We start from the raw sequence: 17,483 nt of genomic DNA, 5'->3' as shown, positions 1-17,483 counted from the left end.
GCCAAGCGGGTTCGTCGCTTTTGAGTTATTTTTGCGGGATGAACAGCGTGGCTTCACAGATATTTCCGGCGCGGACGCAGCTGTCGGCACTCCTTTTGGCAGGAACGATGCTGGCCTGGCCCGCGGCGCCGGCACTGGCGCAGCAGGTCGCGCCGCCAGCCGTGCCCGCCCCTGCTGCTGAAGCTGCTCCGGCCGCGTCGACCGTGCAATCGATCACCGTGACCGGAAACCAGCGGCTCGAGGCGCAGACGATCCTTTCCTATCTTCGTCTGCGCGTCGGACAGAGCTATGATCGTGCGACGCTTGACCAGGCGCTCAAGGATCTCGCGGCGACGGAATTGTTCAAGGATTATCAGATCACCGACAACAATGGTGCGCTGGCGATCCAGGTCGTCGAGAACCCTGTGATCAACCGCGTCATTCTGGAAGGCAACAAGCGGCTGAAGGAAGACAAGCTCCGGCCCGAGATCAAGATGGCGCCGCGCCAGATCTATACTCGTTCGAAAGTGCGCGCCGACGTTGCGCGCATCATCGAGCTTTACAAGCGCCAGGGCCGCTTCGCTGCGACGGTCGAGCCCAAGATGGTGCAACTCGACCAGAACCGCGTCGACGTGGTGTTCGAGATCAGCGAGGGGCCGAAATCGAAGGTTCGGCAGATCAACATCATCGGCAACGAAAAGTTCAGCGATGGCGACCTCAAGGACGAGATGGCGACCAAGGAATCGGGTCTGCTGACCATCCTGTCGTCGAACACCAGCTATGACCCCGACCGTCTGGCCTATGACCAGCATAAGCTGCGACTTTTCTATCTGCAGAACGGCTATGCCGATTTCCGCGTGATCTCGGCGGTCGCCGAACTGACCAGCAACAAGCAGGACTTCATCATCACCTATGTGGTGGAGGAAGGCGAACGCTACAAGTTCAGCGACATCGACGTCGAAAGCCAGATTCGCGATTTCCGTCCGGAAACGCTGAAGGCGCTGCTGCCGATGAAGACAGGCGACTGGTATGATGCCAAGCTGGTCGAGGATACGGTCGAAAGTCTCAGCGAGACGGCGGGCCTGTTCGGCTATGCTTTCGCCAACATCGACCCCGAATTCCGCCGCGACGCTGAAAATCGCACGATGGCGATTACCTTCAACGTCAGCGAAAGCCCGCGCACCTATGTCGAGCGCATCGACGTCAACGGCAATACGCTGACCCATGACAAGGTGGTGCGCCGCGAATTTCGTCTGAACGAAGGCGATGCATTCAACAGCTTCGGCATCAAGCGGACCGAAAACCGCCTGAACAGCCTGGGGTACTTCCAGGAAAATCTGGAAATCGAGCGCAAGGAGGGCTCGACCCCCGACCGCATCATTCTCGAAACCAATGTCGAGGAAAAGCCGACGGGGGAATTGTCGCTGTCGGCGGGCTTCTCGTCGATCGAGAATTTCCTGCTCCAGGGTTCGATCCGCCAGCGCAACTTCCGCGGTCTGGGCCAGCAGCTTCAGGCGTCGGTCAACTATTCGAGCTATTCGAAATCGATCGAGCTCGGCTTTACCGAACCCTATCTGTTCGATCGGAATATCTCGGTCGGCGGCAGCGTTTATCGCCGCGACCTCAACTCGTTCAACTTCATCAACAATGACCGTCGTACCACCTTTGAACAGGTCACGACCGGCTTCCAGCTCAACGCCGGTGTTCCGCTCACCGAATTCCTGTCGTTGTTCGGGCGCTACAGCCTGAACTTCGACGATGTGACACTCGACCGCGGTCTCTATTATTTCAACGGCGAATGCGATCCGCTCGTCGCCGGACGCTATCTTTGCGACGCGATCGGCAAGCGGACGACCTCGCTGCTGGGCTTCACGCTGGCCTATGACGACCGCGACAACCGCATTCGTCCGACGCGCGGCCAGTCGCTGTCGCTCAGCCAGGATTTCGCGGGCCTTGGGGGCAGCGTCAAATATGTCCGGACCCGCGCATCGGCGAGCAAGCACTTCAACCTCGGCAGCCGGTTCATCCTGAACATCTCGGCAGAGGGTGGCTATATCCATGCGCTGGGCAGCGCACCGACGCCGACCAGTGACAAGATCCGTTTGACCGACCGTTTCTTCCTCGGCGAACCGCAGATGCGCGGTTTCGACATTCGCGGCATTGGTCCGCGTGTCGTGCGCTATGGCAATGTGGACGTCAGCGATCCCGCGAATCCGGTTCTGGACCTCACCAACGATGGCCGGCGCATCGACGACGCACTGGGCGGGCGCGCATATTATCAGGCGCGTTTCGAAATCGACATTCCGCTGGGAACGGGGGCCAAGGAACTCGGCCTGCGTCCGTCGGTCTTCCTCGACGTCGGGTCGGTTTTCGGGGTGCGCAAGCCGCAGCTGACCACGCTCGCCAACTTCCGCGATCCGACCGACGGTCTGACCAAGAATCTGTGCCGCAACTCGACGACGGGCAGCGTGACCTTCGGCGCGCAGACGGTGGTCGATGGCGTCGCATCCGGCGCCTATAATGTCTGCCCCACGGGCACGACATCGAACCTGTCGCCCTTCGAAGAACGCTTCTTCGGCGACAGCTGGCTGCCCCGCGTCGCGATTGGCGCCGGGGTCAACTGGAACTCCCCCTTCGGTCCGTTCCGGATCGACTTCGCTTACGCCCTCCGCAAAGAAGAGGGTGATGATACCAAACGCTTCTCATTCAACGTAGGAACCCAATTCTGATGAAGAAAATTCTTGCCGCGTCGGCGCTGGCCATGGCTGCGCTGTCCGTTTCGCCCCTGATGTCGGCTCCGGCCGTTGCCCAGGCAAAGGCCGTCGGCGTCGCCGATGTGCGCGTTGCCGCGGCTCGTTCGAACGCCTTCACTGTCGCCTCGCAGCAGATCGAAACGACCTACAAGGCGCAGATCGATCAGCAACAGTCGCGCGGCCAGACGCTGCAGGCCGAAATCAACGTCCTGATCGCCAAGTATAACGAAGAAGCCAAAAAGACCCCACAGAACCAGGCTGCCCTGCAGGCCGCCGGCAAGGCGGTTCAGGACAAGCGCCAGTCGGCGCAGGCCGAACTCAGCCGCATCGGCGCACCGGTCGATCTCGCCATCGCCTATGTCGAAGACCAGATCAGCGTCCGTATGAACGAAGCGATCAAGGCGGCGATGACCGCAAAGAAGATCGATCTTCTTCTGAACCCCGATGCGGTTCTGGTGCGCGAAAACAACGTCGACATCACCGACGCCGTTGTGGCCGAACTCAACCGCATCCTGCCGAACGTGACGATCACGCCGCCGGCGGGCTATCAGCCCGGCCAGCTGGTCCAGCAGCGCAACCAGCAGCTGCTCGACGCGGCGCGCGCCGCGCAGGGCGGCACCGCCGCTCCGGCACCGACCGGCAGCCAGCCGACGTCGCGCTAAGGCCAGGACGGTGGCGAACGGGGAAAATGGCGAAGGGGCGTTGGGTCCGGTGGATATCCGCCGCATCCTGACGCTGCTGCCGCATCGTTATCCGATGCTGCTCGTCGACCGGGTGGAATCGATGGTGAAGGACACCTCGATCCACGCGGTCAAGGCGGTGACGATGAACGAGCCCTTTTTTCAGGGGCATTTCCCCGGTCGGCCGATCATGCCCGGCGTCCTCATTGTCGAGGCGCTGGCACAGGCCGGGGGGGTGCTCGCGATCGAATCGCTCGGCCTCGCGGGAACCGGAAAGCTCGTCTATTTCATGGGGATCGACGGGGTGAAGTTCAGAAAGCCGGTGGAACCCGGTTGCCTGCTCGACCTGCACGTCACCATCCTTCAGGCGAAGCGGAATATCTGCAAGTTCGAGGGGCGGGCGATGCTGGGCGACAGCCTGGCGACCGAGTGCCAGTTCACTGCGATGATCGCGGACCCGCCGAGCGACTGAAGCCGGCGGTCCGGTGCGCTTTCCGGAGCAAGCCGGAAAAATACGCCGACACTTGCAAAAACCGGCTTGGATCGTTAGGGGACGCCGCTTCGCGGCCCCTGATGGGGACAGCATCGACTCACGCACGCTGGTCGGTAACCAGCGGCACAGGAGCACAAGAGATGAAAAAAGACATTCACCCCGACTATCACATGATCACGGTCAAGATGACCGATGGCACCGAATATCAGACGCGCTCGACCTGGGGCAGCGAAGGCGACGTGATGACGCTCGAAATCGACCCCACCGCGCACCCGGCGTGGACCGGCGGCCACGGCCGTATGCTCGACACCGGCGGCCAGGTTGCGAAGTTCAACAAGCGCTTCGGTGGTCTCACCCTCAAGCGCTGATGCCATCGCCTCTCCCGATGTCTCTGGCACGGGAGCGCGCGGGCTATGCCAGCACTTTACCAAGCGCGTCTTGCCACCCGGCAAGGCGCGCTTTGCGTATGTCGGCATCGAGCGCCGGGGTGAAGCGTGTGGCGCGGCCGCGCATCGCCGTTGCCGCTTGGCGCAGGTCGGGATAAAGGCCGGCGCCGGTCGCGGCGAGCATCGCGGCACCCAGCGCGGTGCTTTCGACGAATTCCGGCCGCTCGACCGTCAAATTCAGCATGTCGGCCAGATCTTGCGCCATCCAGTCGTTCGGCGCCATGCCGCCATCGATCCGAAGCTCGGCCCAATCGACCCCGTCGGCGGCAAAGGCCGATTTCAGATCATGCGCCTGATAGGCTTGCGCCTCCAGCGCCGCGCGCGCGACATGCGCCTTGCCACTCGCAAAGCTGAGGCCTGACAGTGCCGCCAGCGCGTCGGGGCGCCAGTGCGGCGCGCCGAGCCCGGCGAGCGCCGGAACCAGATAAACGCCGCCATTATCGGTCAGCGAACGCGCCAGCCCCTCGCTTTCGCCCGCGCTGGCGAGCAGTCCCAGCCCGTCGCGCAGCCATTTGATCAGGCTGCCGGCGACGAACACCGACCCTTCAAGGGCATAGGAGCGCTGGTCGCCTTCCTGCACCAATATCGTCGCGAGCAGGCGGTTCATCGATCGCGGGCGCGCGGTCCCGCTCGCCGACAGGATGAAGGCGCCGGTGCCAAAGGTCGCCTTGGTCTGCCCCGGTGACAGGCAGGCCTGCCCGATCGTCGCCGCCTGTTGGTCGCCCGCCATGCCGCAGATCGGGATGGCGCCGCCGAACAGGGCTGGATCGGTCGCCCCGACGGTGGCGGTGCAGCCGGTGATTTCGGGCAGCAGCCGCAGCGGCACGCCCAGAATGTCGCAAAGCTCGGCGTCCCAACCGCCCGCGCCGTCAATGTCCATCAACAGGGTGCGCGAGGCATTGGTCGCGTCGCTCACATGGACACCGCCGGTCAGGCGATAGACGAGATAGGATTCGATCGTGCCGACCGCCAGCCGTTCGCCCGCCTCGGCCAGCTGTGGCCAGTTACGCAGCGCCCAGCCGATCTTGCTGCCGGAAAAATAAGGATCGAGCAGCAATCCGGTACGCTGCTGGACCAGTGCCTCATGTCCCGCCTCTTTCAGGGCGGCGCAATCGGGGGCGGTGCGGCGGTCCTGCCACACGATGGCGGGGGCCAGCGGGGCGCCGGTCTTTCGGTCCCAGAAGACGATGGTTTCGCGCTGGTTGGTGATGCCGATCGCGGCGACATGATCGGCACCGCCCGCCCGCATGATCATTTCGCGGGTGCAGGCCAGCGTCGCGGTCCAGATTTCTGCGGCATCATGCTCGACCAGCCCTGGCCCCGGATAATATTGGCGAAACTCGCGCTGTGCGCTGCCCAGCGGGGTGCCATCGGCGGCGAACAACATCGTGCGGGTCGATGTCGTGCCCTCGTCGATGACGATGATCTTGTCGGCCATGCCTCTCCCTTTCGCGCCGACCTTGGGCCAGCGACGCTGGGGAGGCAAGGGCGCGCGGCGGTCAGATGGTGTCGAGCGGTATCTTGAGATAGCGGCGGCCGTTCGCCTCGGCCGGGGGAAGCTCGCCCGCGCGGATGTTGACCTGAAGCGACGGCAGGATGAGCTGGGGCGCAGCCAGCCCCTTGTCGCGCGTGCTCCGCATCGTGACAAAGGAATCTTCGCTGACGCCCTCGTGGACGTGGATATTGGCGCGCTTCTGCTCGCCGACGGTTGACTCCCACTGCGGTTCGCTGCGGTCCTCGGTCGGATAGTCGTGACAGGTAAACAGGCGCGTCGCGTCGGGCAGCGCGAAAATCTTGCCGATCGATCGAAACAGCGTGCGGGCATCGCCGCCCGGAAAGTCGGCGCGCGCCGTTCCATAATCGGGCTGGAACAGGGTGTCGCCGATAAAGGCGGCGTCGCCCACGACATAGGTGACACAGGCCGGCGTATGGCCCGGCGTATGCAGAACCGAAATTTCGAGCGCGCCGAGCGGCAGTTTGTCGCCTTCGTCGACCAGCCGGGAAAAAGCGCTGCCGTCGGGCGTTACATCGTCGGCGCCGAACAGCGGTGCAAAGATGCGCTGCACATCGCCGATGTGGCGGCCGATGACGATCGGAGCGCCGGTGCGTTCGTGGATATGATGCGCAGCAGTCAGATGGTCGGCATGGGCGTGGGTTTCCAGCACATAGGTCAGCGTCAGTCCGCGCCGTGCGACCTCGTCGAGCAATCGGTCGGCGCTCGCGGTCGCGGTGCGTCCGTCGCGCTGGCTGAAATCCAGAACCGGATCGATAATCGCGGCCGCGCCGGTTTCCGGATCGGCGACGATATAGCTGACGGTGTTCGTGGCCGGATCGAAAAAGCCCTGAACGTCGGGGCGGAGTTCGGAAGCGGTCATGGTGGGTCTCCTTTGTTATTATATTAGTGCTTGCTAAATTAGAATCAACTAATATATTCGCATCATGATCGACCTGACCCAATTCGACCTTGCCGCGTTCGAGGCCAGCGCCACTCGTGCGGCGGCGCTTCTCCGTTCGCTCGCCAATGAACGACGGCTGATGATCCTGTGCCAGCTTGGCGGCGGCGAGTTGTCGGTGGGCGAGTTGCTGCCGCGCGTCGGCCTGTCGCAATCGGCGCTGTCACAGCATCTTGCGCTGCTGCGCGCCGAAGGGATCGTCGCGACGCGGCGCGAGGGGCAGTCGATCTTTTACCGTCTCGACGATCCGGCAGCGATCGGCGTCATCGCCACGCTCGCCGAGCATTTCTGCCCGCCCGCACAAGGACTTTTGCCATGACCCGCCTGACCCCGATCACCCCCGCCGCGCTTCACGAAGGGATGGCGGCGGGTCGCTACACGCTCATAGATATTCGCGAACGCGACGAGTTCGCGCGGTCGCGTATCGAAGGGGCGGTCAATCAGCCGCTTTCGGAATGGGAGGATGCTCACCTCTCCCTCGCTCCTGATCGCGATGTCGTCTTCACCTGTCGTTCGGGCATGCGGACCGAGGCAGCGTGCGCACGCCTGTCCGCGCGCGTGGCAGGAGAAGCGCTGTTGCTGTCGGGTGGTGTCGAGGCATGGCGGCGCGCCGGCCTGCCGCTGGCAGAGGATGCCGGCGCGCCGCTCGAACTGATGCGCCAGGTACAGATTGCGGCGGGCTCGCTCGTCCTGCTCGGCGTGCTGCTGGGCTGGTTGGTCGCGCCGCTGTGGTTTGGTCTTTCCGCCTTTGTTGGCGCGGGACTGGTCTTTGCCGGCGTGTCGGGTTTTTGCGGCATGGCGCGCCTGTTGTTGCTTGCACCCTGGAACCGGCGAGCGCTGGGCTGACATGGCCGAGGGCCTGATTCTGGCGGCGCTTGGGGGCGTCCTGATCGGCTTGCTGCTGACATTGTTCGGCGGTGGCGGGTCGGTGCTGGCGACGCCGTGGCTGATATATGTCGTGGGCGTTGCCGATACCCATGCGGCGATTGCGACCTCGGCGGCGGCGGTTGCCGTTAATGCCGCGACCGGGCTTGCGGCGCAGGCACGCGCCGGGCGCGTCAAATGGCCGTGCGCTACGGTCTTTGCCATTGCCGGGCTGGCGGGATCGGTGACGGGCGCGTGGCTTGCGATGATGGTCGACGGGGCCATGCTGATCCGCGCCTTTGGGGCCATGATGATCGCGATTGCGGTATCGATGCTGATACCGCGCAAAAGTGAAGGCGATCCGGCGGTGCGGTTGACCGGAACGATGATCTGGAAACTGGCTCCGGTCGGGTTGGTCGCCGGGCTGGCGGCCGGGTTCTTCGGGATCGGGGGCGGGTTTCTGATCGCGCCCGGATTGATGGCGGCCACGGGAATGACGCTCGCCAATGCGTCGGCCTCGTCTTTGTTGTCGGTGACGCTGTTCGGCAGCGCGACCAGCGCGACCTATGCGCTGCATGGCCAATTGCTGTGGCCGCTCTTCGCGGCGCTGGTCGCGGGCGGGGCGGCGGGAACGGTGCTGGCGATGCCGCTGCTGCGACGGATGGAGGGACGCGCGGCGTTGCTGCGCTATGGCTTTGCCGGACTGGTGATCGCGGTCGGTGCCTACATCCTTCTACGCTGACATCTTGCCAAATCGCGCCGATCGTGCCATATGATTGTGCAGCGCAGCATGGCGGGCCTTCCCGCCGCAACCACCGGCAGCGTGATTATCCCGACCAAGACAGGCGCGGGACGAGCCGGAGAAGCGCTTTGTCCCCAGAGGCACCCTTTCACGCGGGTCGTTTCGAACCCGCCCTCGCGCGCTTCCGGTGCATACCGGCGGCGCCGCGACCATTTTTGTGAGTAATGTAATGGAATTCAAAGACTTTGGTCTGCACGCCGACATCGAGCGTGCGCTTGCGGCCAAGCGCTACAGCCAGCCGACGCCGATCCAGCAACAGGCGATTCCCGTCCTCCTTGAAGGACGCGACCTGTGCGGCATCGCGCAGACCGGCACCGGCAAGACCGCGGCCTTTTCGCTGCCGTCGCTGCACTATATGCTGTCGAACCCCAAGCCGCGCACCCCGCGCGGTTGCCGGATGCTGGTGCTGTCGCCGACCCGCGAGCTTGCGGCGCAGATCGCGCAGAGCTGCCGTGACTATGGCCGCTTTGCCAAGCTGTCGGTGTCGACCGTGTTCGGCGGCGTGCCGATCAATCGCCAGATCCGCGATCTGGGGCAGGGCGTCGACATCCTTGTCGCGACCCCCGGCCGCCTCCTCGACCTTATCGACCAGCGCGCGCTGCGTCTCGACGATGTCGAAATCTTCGTCCTCGACGAAGCCGACCAGATGATGGACATGGGCTTCATCCATTCGCTGCGCCGGATTGCCAAGATCCTGCCGACGGAACGCCAGAATCTCTTTTTCTCGGCGACGATGCCCAAGGAAATCGCCGCGCTCGCGCAGCAGTTCCTCGATGATCCCGTCACCGTTTCGGTCACGCCGCAGGCGACCACGGCCGAAAAGATCCGTCAGCGCGTCACCTTTGTCGAACAAAAGGAAAAGCAGGCGCTGCTCCACCATGTGCTGCGCACCGAGGAAATCGATCGCGCGCTGATCTTTACCCGCACCAAGCATGGCGCCGACCGCGTCGTGCGCCATCTGAAGGGCGCCGGGATCGACGCCTTTGCGATCCATGGCAACAAGAGCCAGGCGCAGCGTACCACCGCGCTCCAGGCGTTTCGCTCGGGTCAGGTGCGCCTGCTCGTCGCGACCGATATTGCCGCGCGCGGGATCGACGTGTCGGGCGTCAGCCACGTCATCAATTTCGAGATTCCGAACGTCCCCGAACAATATGTCCACCGCATCGGCCGTACTGCGCGTGCCGGGGCGGAAGGCATTGCGATCAGTTTCGTGGCGCCCGATGAAAAGGCGTATTTGCGCGACATCGAACGCGTGACGCGCACCCGCGCCGAACCCGCCAAGCTGCCCGAAGGTTTTTCGGAAATGGTCCGCAACCTGCCCAAGCCGGTGAACCCGCCGCGCGATACGGGAAGCCGCGGCCGCAATCCGCAGCGTCAGCGCGAGGAAGCGCTGCGCGGAAAGGGCGCCAAAGGCGGCTCGGGCGGCGAGGGTGCACAGGGACGGGGCCCGCGCCGCGAGGGCGCGGCGGGAGAGGGCGCGCAGCCACAGCGCAATCGCCGCTTCCGTCCGCGCAACAAAAGCGTCGGTGCGCACAAGGCCGCGGTCAAGCGCGTCGGCTAACGCCTCCGGCCTTGCCGAAAATGTTGAGCCATTCTGGCGCGTTGACGCACGGCGTCGATGCGCTAGTCTGGCGCCAGCTCTGAGGGGGGCCTGATGATCGACGAAGATGATTTTGAATCGCCGCCGCCAAGGCGGTCGTTGTTCCGGCGCAAGCGGGTTCTGATCCCGCTCGCGGCGCTGCTTGCGCTGCTGGTCGCCTTTCTGCTGCTACGCACGCCCGACACCGATCGTGACGCCATGATCGCCAAATATGGCGGCAGCGACGCGACTTTTGCCGTCGGACCAGCGGGTCAGCGGATTCACTATCGCGATCAGGGGCGCCGCGACGCGCCTGCAATTATCCTGCTGCACGGGTCGAACGCCAGCCTTCATACGTGGGAGCCGCTGGTGAAGCGGCTGGGCGCCGACTGGCGTATCGTAACCCTTGATCTTCCCGGCCATGGCCTGACGGGGGGCACCCCGGACAAGGATTATGACGCGACCGGCATGGCCGCCGCGGTCGATGTCGTGGCGGCAAAGCTCGGGCTCGATCATTTCATTCTGGGCGGCAATTCGATGGGCGGCTGGGTGTCGTGGCGCTATGCGCTGGCGCGTCCGCAGCATGTCGACGCGCTGCTGCTGCTCGATGCGGCGGGGATGCCGCTGCGCGCGGGTGAAAAGGCGCCGCCGCTCAACCTTGGCTTTCGTATTCTGCAATATCCGGTCGGTCGCTGGCTGATGGAACGCATCACGCCGCGCGATCTGGTCGAAAAATCGCTGCGCGGGTCGGTCGAAAAGCAGGATATCGTCGACGATGCGATGGTCGACCTTTACTGGGAGTTGCTGCGCTTTCCCGGCAATCGCGAGGCAACATCGCTGCGGGCGATGCTCGACCGCGATCCCCCGATGGCTGACCGTATCGGCGCGATTGCGGTGCCGACCTTGATCCTGTTCGGAAAAGAGGACCGGCTGATCAACGCGACCGCCGCGCAAAGCTTCCACGAACGCATCGCGGGGTCGGAGGTCGTCCTCTTGGACGGCATCGGCCATCTGCCGATGGAGGAGGCCCCCGATGCGACGGCTGACGCCATCGCCGATTTCCTCAAGCGGCGTTTTGTGCCGCGCGCTCCGGACGGTCCAGAAACGCCCTGATCCGCGCCGCGACGGTCGCGGCGTGGGTAAAGGGAAACAGATGCGATCCCGGCATCATCTCGATTTCGGCGCCGTCGATCAGGTCGGCGATTGCCTGCCCGTGGCATGCGGGCACCACCCCGTCGCGTTCGCCCATCAGCACCAGCACGGGCACGTTGCCGATGCGGGGCAGCGCGGCGGCGCTCGACCATCCCGCCATCGCCATGCTTTGATAGGTAAGGCCGAGCGGCGTCGCGGTGGGCAGTTTCAGCCCGCTCGCCAGCATATCGTCGTCGAGCAGCGCTGCCCAACCGATCCCCGGCGCACTGACCGATGGCGTTGTCGCCATCAGCACGAGTCGACGGATGCGCGTTGAAAACTGGACAGCGACCTGCTGCGCCAATGCGCCACCCCAACTGAACCCGGCGAGGTCCAGTGCTCCACGGTGCCCCAACCGATCGGCGATTTCCATGACGGTCGCGGCCATCGTCGGCGCGCTATAGGGCAATAGTGCGTCGGGTGATCCTCCAACCCCCGGCATGTCCAGCGTCCACACTTCGCGGCCGGTAATCTGGGCCAGAAGCGGGGCTGCGGCGCCGATATCGGCGCCGATGCCGTTGAGGAACAAAAGAGGCGTCCCCGGCGCTCCTTCCCGCCAGCGCGCGACGCGCAGCGACAAGCCATAGAGATGATGGGTGCTGAGTGCGGGGCGGCCGCCGATCCGGGTCATGCCCGCCGCCTTGGCATGTTTCGATGACGGGCGAAAGTCGCTGGTTGGATCAATCGCTCGCCTCGGTCGCGGCTCGGGCTGCCTGTTCATAACGAAGGCAGTCAAATATCTTGGCCCCCGCCAGGAACACTGCGCCGCTGCATGCCGCCATCAACAGCTTGCCGCCGAACCCTGGATATTGGTCGAGATAGGCAACGCCGCGCGCCATGGCGCCGACCGCGAGTGCATAGATGATCAGGCACGCCTCAAAGCGGGTCTTGATGACAAACAGGCGTCCGATCTTCTTCAGCATCCCATATCCTCCGCCTTTTCGACGCAAGAGCCGTGCCAGTGGCGCAAATCCGGGATTCGGTGCCGCGGCATGATGGTAAACTGTAAATTAACCCGACAGCGGAGGGAAGGGGGAAGCCCCGCTTTGCCTGTCCTCCATTGGGAAATCGCCCGTTCGGCGCTGTCCGCCCGCCGGGTTGTCATGATGGAGCGGTTTGAAGGACGCCGCCAGGGGCGGGCCGGCTAAGCCTATTGCAGTTCGTCCAGCCCCAGCGCCTTCAACAGCGCGGCCCGCGCCTTGCGTACGTCGGTCACCAGTGCCGTGGAGGACAGGTCGCCCGGCGTGATCGCCTCGGGCCAGTGGCTGGCGATCACTTCGGCGATCGCGTCGAGCTTTGCCGCATCGGCCATGAAGCGCGGATCGACGGTGGCCGGATCGGCGACGACGCGCAGGCGCAAACAGGCGGGGCCGCCGCCGTTCGCCATCGACTGGCGGACGTTGACCGGGAACAGCTTGCGGATCGGACCATTGCCGGCGACATGCGCCTCCAGCCAGTTCCACACCGACGGCGTTTCGCGCGCTTCGGTCGGCAGGACCAGCCCCATGCCGCCGCCGCCGGGCAAGCTGACGAGCTGCGCGTTGAACAGATAGGATTTGATCGCATCGGGCAGGCTGACCGCGTGGGCGGGCACCTCGACGATCTCGACCGCTGGAAAGGCTGCACGGATTTCGGCATGCGCGGCGGCGCGGTCGTGAAAGGCGGTTTCGTGGGTGAACAGCACCCGCTCATTGGCGACGGCTACGACGTCGTTGTGAAAGGCGCCGCCCTGAATCGCGACATCCGACTGGCGGATGAACAGGGTGCGCGCCGGGTCGAGCCGGTGGCGGCGGGCGATCGCTTTCGATGCGTCAAGGTGCTGGCGCGCCGGAAAACGGCCACCGCCAACACCATAGACGAAGATTTCGACACCGGCACCGGCATGGCCGTCGCACAGCCGCATGTGGTTCGCCGCACCCTCGTCGCCGAACGGGGCGGGAACGGGGCCATGCACGGCAAAGGCCGGGTCGGCAAAGGCCAGCCGCAGCTGCGCCAGCGTGCCCTGCCATTCGTGGCTGCGGTGCGGCATCGTGACAAGATTGGCGACGGTCAGATGGCATTTGCCGTCCGCACTGTCGGCGGCAGGGGAAACGGTCGCGGCGTTGGCGGCCCACATCGACGATGCCGACCAGGCTTGCGCCCGCAAATGCGGCTCCGCCTCGTCGAGCGTGGTCGCCAGCATGTCCAGCCAGCGCGCATCGGGGCGGTCGAGCGGCATGAAAAAGCCTTGCGGCAGACCGAGCGCCAGATTGTGGCGCATCTTCTCAATCCCTTGCAGGGCCGCCGCGCGCGGTTGCGATACGTCGCCGGCGTTGGAGGCAGAGGCGATGTTGCCGCGGCTCAGCCCCGCATAATTGTGCGTGGGGCCGATAATTCCGTCGAAATTGATTTCGGTGAGCATGAAACGCCTTCCTCTCAAACCCCACCTCCGGACAAGAGGGAGGCCTGTCCTTCTTTTATCGCCCGATCCAGCTCAGCGGATCTCCGGCTGCTACGCCCAGCCGGACGGCAGTTTCGGCGTCGATGGTGGCGCCGTTTCCGACCTTGCCGAAACAGCAACGGAAATCGGCCAATTGGCCAGTGGCGACCAGCGCATCCTCGCCGCCCTCGGCGATGCCCGCCAGTTCGACATGCTGCGCGTTGCGGATGCTCGCGACCTGATCGGTGCGCGCGGTCATTGTTGGCCCGCCGTCAAAGATGTCGACGTAATTTTCAAAGGCAAAGCCTTCGTTCTCCAGCATCCGCATGGCGGCGCGGCCGGTCGGGTGCGGCATGCCGATGACGCTGCGCGCGGTTTCGGGGAGCATCGCGATATAGACAGGATGCTTGGGCATCAGGTCGGCGATGAACTGGTTGCCGTGGACCGCGTTGAACTGGTCGGCTTCCTGAAAGCTCATCCCGAAGAATTTGCCGGCGACCCCGTCCCAAAAGGGCGAGCCGCCCGCTTCGTCGATCACGCCGCGCAGTTCGGCCAGAATTCGGTCGCCGAAGCGCGCGCGGTGGCGTGCGATGAACAGATAGCGCGAGCGTGCGAGCAGCAATCCCAATCCGCCAGCGCGCGCCGCGGGGTGCAGGAACAGGCCCCCGACTTCGCTCGACCCGTTCAAATCATTGCTTAGCATCAAAACCTGAGCGTGAAAGGTACGCTCCAGCTGCTCGCTATGCTTGCTGTCGGTGCCGATGCGATAGGAATAAAAGGGCCAGCGCTGGCCGACCTGCCCGAAAATCTGACAGGTGCCGCGCACCTCGCCGCTGTCCAGATCTTCCAGGACCAGCAGGTATAGTTCGTCCGACGGATATTCGCGGTCGCTGGCAAAGCTCGCCTCGGCGCGCTCCAACTTGGCGCGCAGCGCCTTCTTGTCGGGGGGCAGGTTGGTAAAGCCGCCACCGGTCAGCTTCGCCATTTCATAGATGCTCTGAAGGTCGCCCGGCTTGGCCGCACGGATCACATAGTTCACACAGTCCCCCGTTCCGCTATTCGCATCATGGTCAGTGCCGACAACCGGGCCCGCTCGGCCAGGCTGTCGACGATCAGAAATTCATCCGACGAATGGATGGCACCACCGCGCGGCCCCATGGTGTCGACCACCGGAATCCCGCATGCGGCGATATTGTTGCCGTCGCATACGCCGCCCGTGGCTTTCCACGCAATATCGATTCCGAGCGCCGCGCCGCAATCGCGCACCAGCGTGAACAGCCGCGACGCCGCGGCGTCGAGCGGCTTGGGCGGGCGGTTGAAACCACCGTGCAGATGGCAATGCACGTCATGCTCGCGCGACACAGCGGCAATCGCGTCGCGCAGCGCGGCCTCGGCCGCTGCCATGGCTTCCGGCGTCGCGGGGCGCATGTTGACGCGCAATATCGCCTGATCGGGCACGACATTATTGGGGCCGCCGCCGTCGATTCGGGCCGGATTGACCTTGAGCTCGGGGGCTTTCAGCGCGTTGAGGCGCAGCGCGAGATCGGCCGCGGCGACCAGCGCGTTGCGGCCCTCTTCGGGATTGCGCCCGGCGTGTGCGCTGCGGCCATGGATCAGCACCGAAAAATTGCCGCTGCCCGGCCGGGCGCCCGCCAGCGTGCCGTCGGGCAGCGCGGGTTCATAGGTCAGCGCGGCGGTCTTTCCTTTCGCCAGCTCGGCGATCAGCGCGGCAGAGGCGTGGCTGCCGGTTTCCTCGTCGCTGTTGATCATCACGTCATAACCGACGCGGGGGGCGAGTGGCGAGGCTTCCAGCGCAGTCAGCGCGGCGAGGATCACCGAAATCCCACCCTTCATGTCGGCGGTGCCGGGGCCGTTCAACACGCCGTCTTCCAGCCAGCGCAGCGTCTGAAAGGGATGATCGGCGGCGAACACCGTGTCCATATGACCGGTCAGCAGCAACTGCACCGGCGCTTCGGGGCGCACGCGCAGGTGCAGATGGTCGCCGCGCTGTGCCGTTTTGATATTGCCGGCGGCATCGACGCTTTCGACCGGATCGGGTGCGACCAGGCGGATGGCGCCGGGCAGCACCGAAAAGGCGTCGGCCAATTCACCGGCCACGGTCTTCAGCCCGGCCAGATTGCCGGTGCCGCTGTTGATCGCCGCCCATTGCTCGACCTGGCGCAGCATCGGGGCATCGGCGGCACGTTCCAGCGCCGCATTTTCGATTGCGGTGAATTGGGTCATCGCGCGGCTATAGCGAGCGCCGCAGCGCTTTTGCACCCCCGCCGAAGAGAATTGTTGTCGATATCGCCATTGCGGCCGTCCGGCGTGATTTTGGCGTGCCGTACGATGGGGATGGTGCGGCAGGGAAAGGCAGGATATTCAGGCGCTTGATACTGCATCGATGGGGACGAAAAATGGCGGAAAAGGGCAGGGCGGCGCTTCTATCCCGCCGCGCGGCGATCGCGATGACGGCCGGCGCCGCGGCCACCGCAATCTTGCCGCGAAGCGCGGCGGCGCGCGGAGCAGGGCGCAGCTGGATTCCGGGCGCGGCGCTCGTCGAACGGTTCGGGCCGTGGATGCGACATCATGCGGTGCCCGGTATGGCGATCGCGGTGGTGGAGGATGGTGCGCTAGCCTGGCAGGGGCACTATGGCGCCGCCAATATCGAAACGGGGCAAGCCGTCGACACGCAAACCCTGTTCCAGGCGGCCTCGCTGTCGAAGCCGGTGTTCGCCTATGTCGTGATGCAGTTGGTGGAGGAAGGGCGGGTCGCGCTCGATGACCGCGTCGCCGATTATGTCCGCCCGACCGGCGGCGCGGATGATCCGCGCATCGACGCGGTCACGGTGCGCCATGTCCTTTGCCACGCGACCGGCCTTCCGAACTGGCGTGACGAACGCAGCGCCGACGATCTGCTGGTTCCGGCTTTTGCCCCCGGACAGGATTATTCCTATTCCGGCGAAGCCTTTTACTGGCTGCAGCAACTGGTCGAAGCGGTGACGGGACAGGGCATCGCGGCGGTCATGGCCCAGCGGCTGTTCACGCCCGCCGGGCTCGATATGGCGATGGGGTGGTCGCCCGAACGCGACCGCCGCGAGGTGGAGGCGCATGGGGTCGCCCCGGACGGGCGGCCAATGTTGCTGCCCAGCGCGTTCCGGCGAGAGCATTGGCCCCGGCTGCACGCGGTCGCGGCGCGATGGGGACGGCCCGTCGCCACGTGGCGCGAACCCGACTTTCATGCCGCGTGCGCGGTCATGCGTCCGCACACGGCCGAAGATTTCGCGGGCTGGCCGATGTGGAAGTGGCGCCTGCCCGGCAATGCGGTCGTCGATGTGGCGTCGAGCGTGCGTGCGAGCCCCGCCGATTATGCGCGGTTTCTGGCGCTGATGATGCCGGCGTCGGCTGCGACGGGTCGCCCGCTGATCAGCGACGCATCGCGGCGCCTGATGCTGACGCCCCAGCTTGAGCGGGCCGATCGGCCGCATCTGCCGCGAGGGATCGGCTGGGGGCTCGAGCGCGATGGCGGCGACCTGCTTTTCTATCATTGGGGGAAAAATGGCCGGGCGCATATCTCGGTCGCGCTCGGCGATCCCGCACGGCGGCGCGGGCTGGTGGTGATGGTGAACGGAGTGAACGGCGGGGCGCTCGCCGAACAGGTCGCCGCCGCGATGACCGGCAAGCGATACGCCAGCATCAGCTGACAGCAGGGGTCGTCACGGCGGCGGCGCGGGCATCGCGCGCCCGATACCGTAAGTTACTGTCTCTTCGTCGCGCCAGCCGCGACAGTCCGATCGCAGGCGGTGGATTCGCGATCCGTTAAC

Annotated in this window: 17 protein-coding genes; 10 read left to right on the top strand and 7 right to left on the bottom strand. The window is 65.0% G+C overall.

What is annotated here, in order from left to right; genetic code table 11:
* The first annotated feature begins 38 nt into the window (after positions 1-38).
* The 4 genes from bamA (at position 39) to rpmE (ending at position 4,273) form a co-directional block, all read left to right on the top strand.
* Positions 39-2,708 carry an outer membrane protein assembly factor BamA gene (gene bamA / locus U0S50_RS14170; protein WP_322309415.1) on the top strand — a complete coding sequence of 890 codons (2,670 nt, stop codon included), beginning with the start codon at positions 39-41 and terminating at the stop codon, positions 2,706-2,708.
* Positions 2,708-3,394: an OmpH family outer membrane protein gene (locus U0S50_RS14165; protein ID WP_322309414.1), complete on the top strand. Its 687-nt coding sequence runs from the start codon at positions 2,708-2,710 to the stop codon at positions 3,392-3,394. The genes bamA and U0S50_RS14165 overlap by 1 nt, the downstream gene beginning before the upstream one ends.
* 10 nt (positions 3,395-3,404) lie before the next feature.
* A complete protein-coding gene (fabZ, locus tag U0S50_RS14160; protein WP_322309413.1) occupies positions 3,405-3,884 on the top strand; it encodes a 3-hydroxyacyl-ACP dehydratase FabZ in 480 nt (159 codons plus the stop codon).
* Positions 3,885-4,045: 161 nt separating this feature from the next.
* Positions 4,046-4,273 (top strand): 50S ribosomal protein L31, encoded by a 228-nt coding sequence (rpmE, locus tag U0S50_RS14155; protein ID WP_322309412.1) that lies wholly within the window; start codon positions 4,046-4,048, stop codon positions 4,271-4,273.
* A 43-nt stretch (positions 4,274-4,316) separates the two neighbouring features.
* Here rpmE and U0S50_RS14150 read toward each other — a convergent pair whose 3' ends face one another.
* Positions 4,317-5,789, bottom strand: a complete 1,473-nt coding sequence (locus U0S50_RS14150; protein ID WP_322309411.1) for a glycerol kinase — start codon at positions 5,787-5,789, stop codon at positions 4,317-4,319.
* A 61-nt stretch (positions 5,790-5,850) separates the two neighbouring features.
* The gene (locus U0S50_RS14145; protein ID WP_322309410.1) at positions 5,851-6,726 is read right to left on the bottom strand and encodes an MBL fold metallo-hydrolase; all 876 of its coding nucleotides are present in this window, start codon (positions 6,724-6,726) and stop codon (positions 5,851-5,853) included.
* A 64-nt stretch (positions 6,727-6,790) separates the two neighbouring features.
* On the opposite strand from U0S50_RS14145, the gene U0S50_RS14140 reads away from it, so the two are divergent.
* From U0S50_RS14140 to U0S50_RS14120, 5 genes are all read left to right on the top strand, one after another.
* A complete protein-coding gene (locus tag U0S50_RS14140) occupies positions 6,791-7,123 on the top strand; it encodes a metalloregulator ArsR/SmtB family transcription factor (protein ID WP_322309409.1) in 333 nt (110 codons plus the stop codon).
* Entirely contained in the window at positions 7,120-7,650 is a 531-nt protein-coding gene (locus tag U0S50_RS14135) for a rhodanese-like domain-containing protein (RefSeq protein ID WP_322309408.1), read from the top strand. The genes U0S50_RS14140 and U0S50_RS14135 overlap by 4 nt, the downstream gene beginning before the upstream one ends.
* A gap of 1 nt (position 7,651) precedes the next feature.
* Positions 7,652-8,410, top strand: a complete 759-nt coding sequence (locus U0S50_RS14130; protein ID WP_322309407.1) for a sulfite exporter TauE/SafE family protein — start codon at positions 7,652-7,654, stop codon at positions 8,408-8,410.
* Between the two features lie 229 nt (positions 8,411-8,639).
* The gene (locus U0S50_RS14125; protein WP_322309406.1) at positions 8,640-10,031 is read left to right on the top strand and encodes a DEAD/DEAH box helicase; all 1,392 of its coding nucleotides are present in this window, start codon (positions 8,640-8,642) and stop codon (positions 10,029-10,031) included.
* A 93-nt stretch (positions 10,032-10,124) separates the two neighbouring features.
* Positions 10,125-11,162 carry an alpha/beta hydrolase gene (locus tag U0S50_RS14120; protein ID WP_322309405.1) on the top strand — a complete coding sequence of 346 codons (1,038 nt, stop codon included), beginning with the start codon at positions 10,125-10,127 and terminating at the stop codon, positions 11,160-11,162.
* Here U0S50_RS14120 and U0S50_RS14115 read toward each other — a convergent pair.
* The 5 genes from U0S50_RS14115 to U0S50_RS14095 form a co-directional block, all read right to left on the bottom strand.
* On the bottom strand, positions 11,113-11,871 hold the full coding sequence (locus U0S50_RS14115; protein ID WP_322309404.1) for an alpha/beta fold hydrolase: 759 nt from the start codon (positions 11,869-11,871) through the stop codon (positions 11,113-11,115). The genes U0S50_RS14120 and U0S50_RS14115 overlap by 50 nt on opposite strands.
* 49 nt (positions 11,872-11,920) lie before the next feature.
* Positions 11,921-12,163, bottom strand: a complete 243-nt coding sequence (locus tag U0S50_RS14110) for a hypothetical protein (protein WP_322309403.1) — start codon at positions 12,161-12,163, stop codon at positions 11,921-11,923.
* A gap of 227 nt (positions 12,164-12,390) precedes the next feature.
* Complete coding sequence (locus U0S50_RS14105; protein WP_322309402.1) at positions 12,391-13,641, bottom strand: N-succinylarginine dihydrolase; 1,251 nt, start codon at positions 13,639-13,641, stop codon at positions 12,391-12,393.
* Between the two features lie 55 nt (positions 13,642-13,696).
* Positions 13,697-14,698 carry an arginine N-succinyltransferase gene (locus U0S50_RS14100; RefSeq protein ID WP_322309401.1) on the bottom strand — a complete coding sequence of 334 codons (1,002 nt, stop codon included), beginning with the start codon at positions 14,696-14,698 and terminating at the stop codon, positions 13,697-13,699.
* Positions 14,695-15,903 carry a hydrolase gene (locus U0S50_RS14095; RefSeq protein WP_322309400.1) on the bottom strand — a complete coding sequence of 403 codons (1,209 nt, stop codon included), beginning with the start codon at positions 15,901-15,903 and terminating at the stop codon, positions 14,695-14,697. Before U0S50_RS14095 ends, U0S50_RS14100 begins: the two co-directional genes overlap by 4 nt.
* A gap of 173 nt (positions 15,904-16,076) precedes the next feature.
* On the opposite strand from U0S50_RS14095, the gene U0S50_RS14090 reads away from it, so the two are divergent.
* Complete coding sequence (locus U0S50_RS14090) at positions 16,077-17,363, top strand: serine hydrolase domain-containing protein (protein WP_322309399.1); 1,287 nt, start codon at positions 16,077-16,079, stop codon at positions 17,361-17,363.
* The last annotated feature ends 120 nt before the right edge of the window (positions 17,364-17,483 follow it).

This window comes from Sphingopyxis sp. (assembly GCF_034380315.1).
Taxonomy (GTDB): Bacteria; Pseudomonadota; Alphaproteobacteria; order Sphingomonadales; family Sphingomonadaceae; genus Sphingopyxis.
Note: the sequence above shows the minus strand (reverse complement) of the source record. Positions and strands in the feature narration are given on the sequence as shown.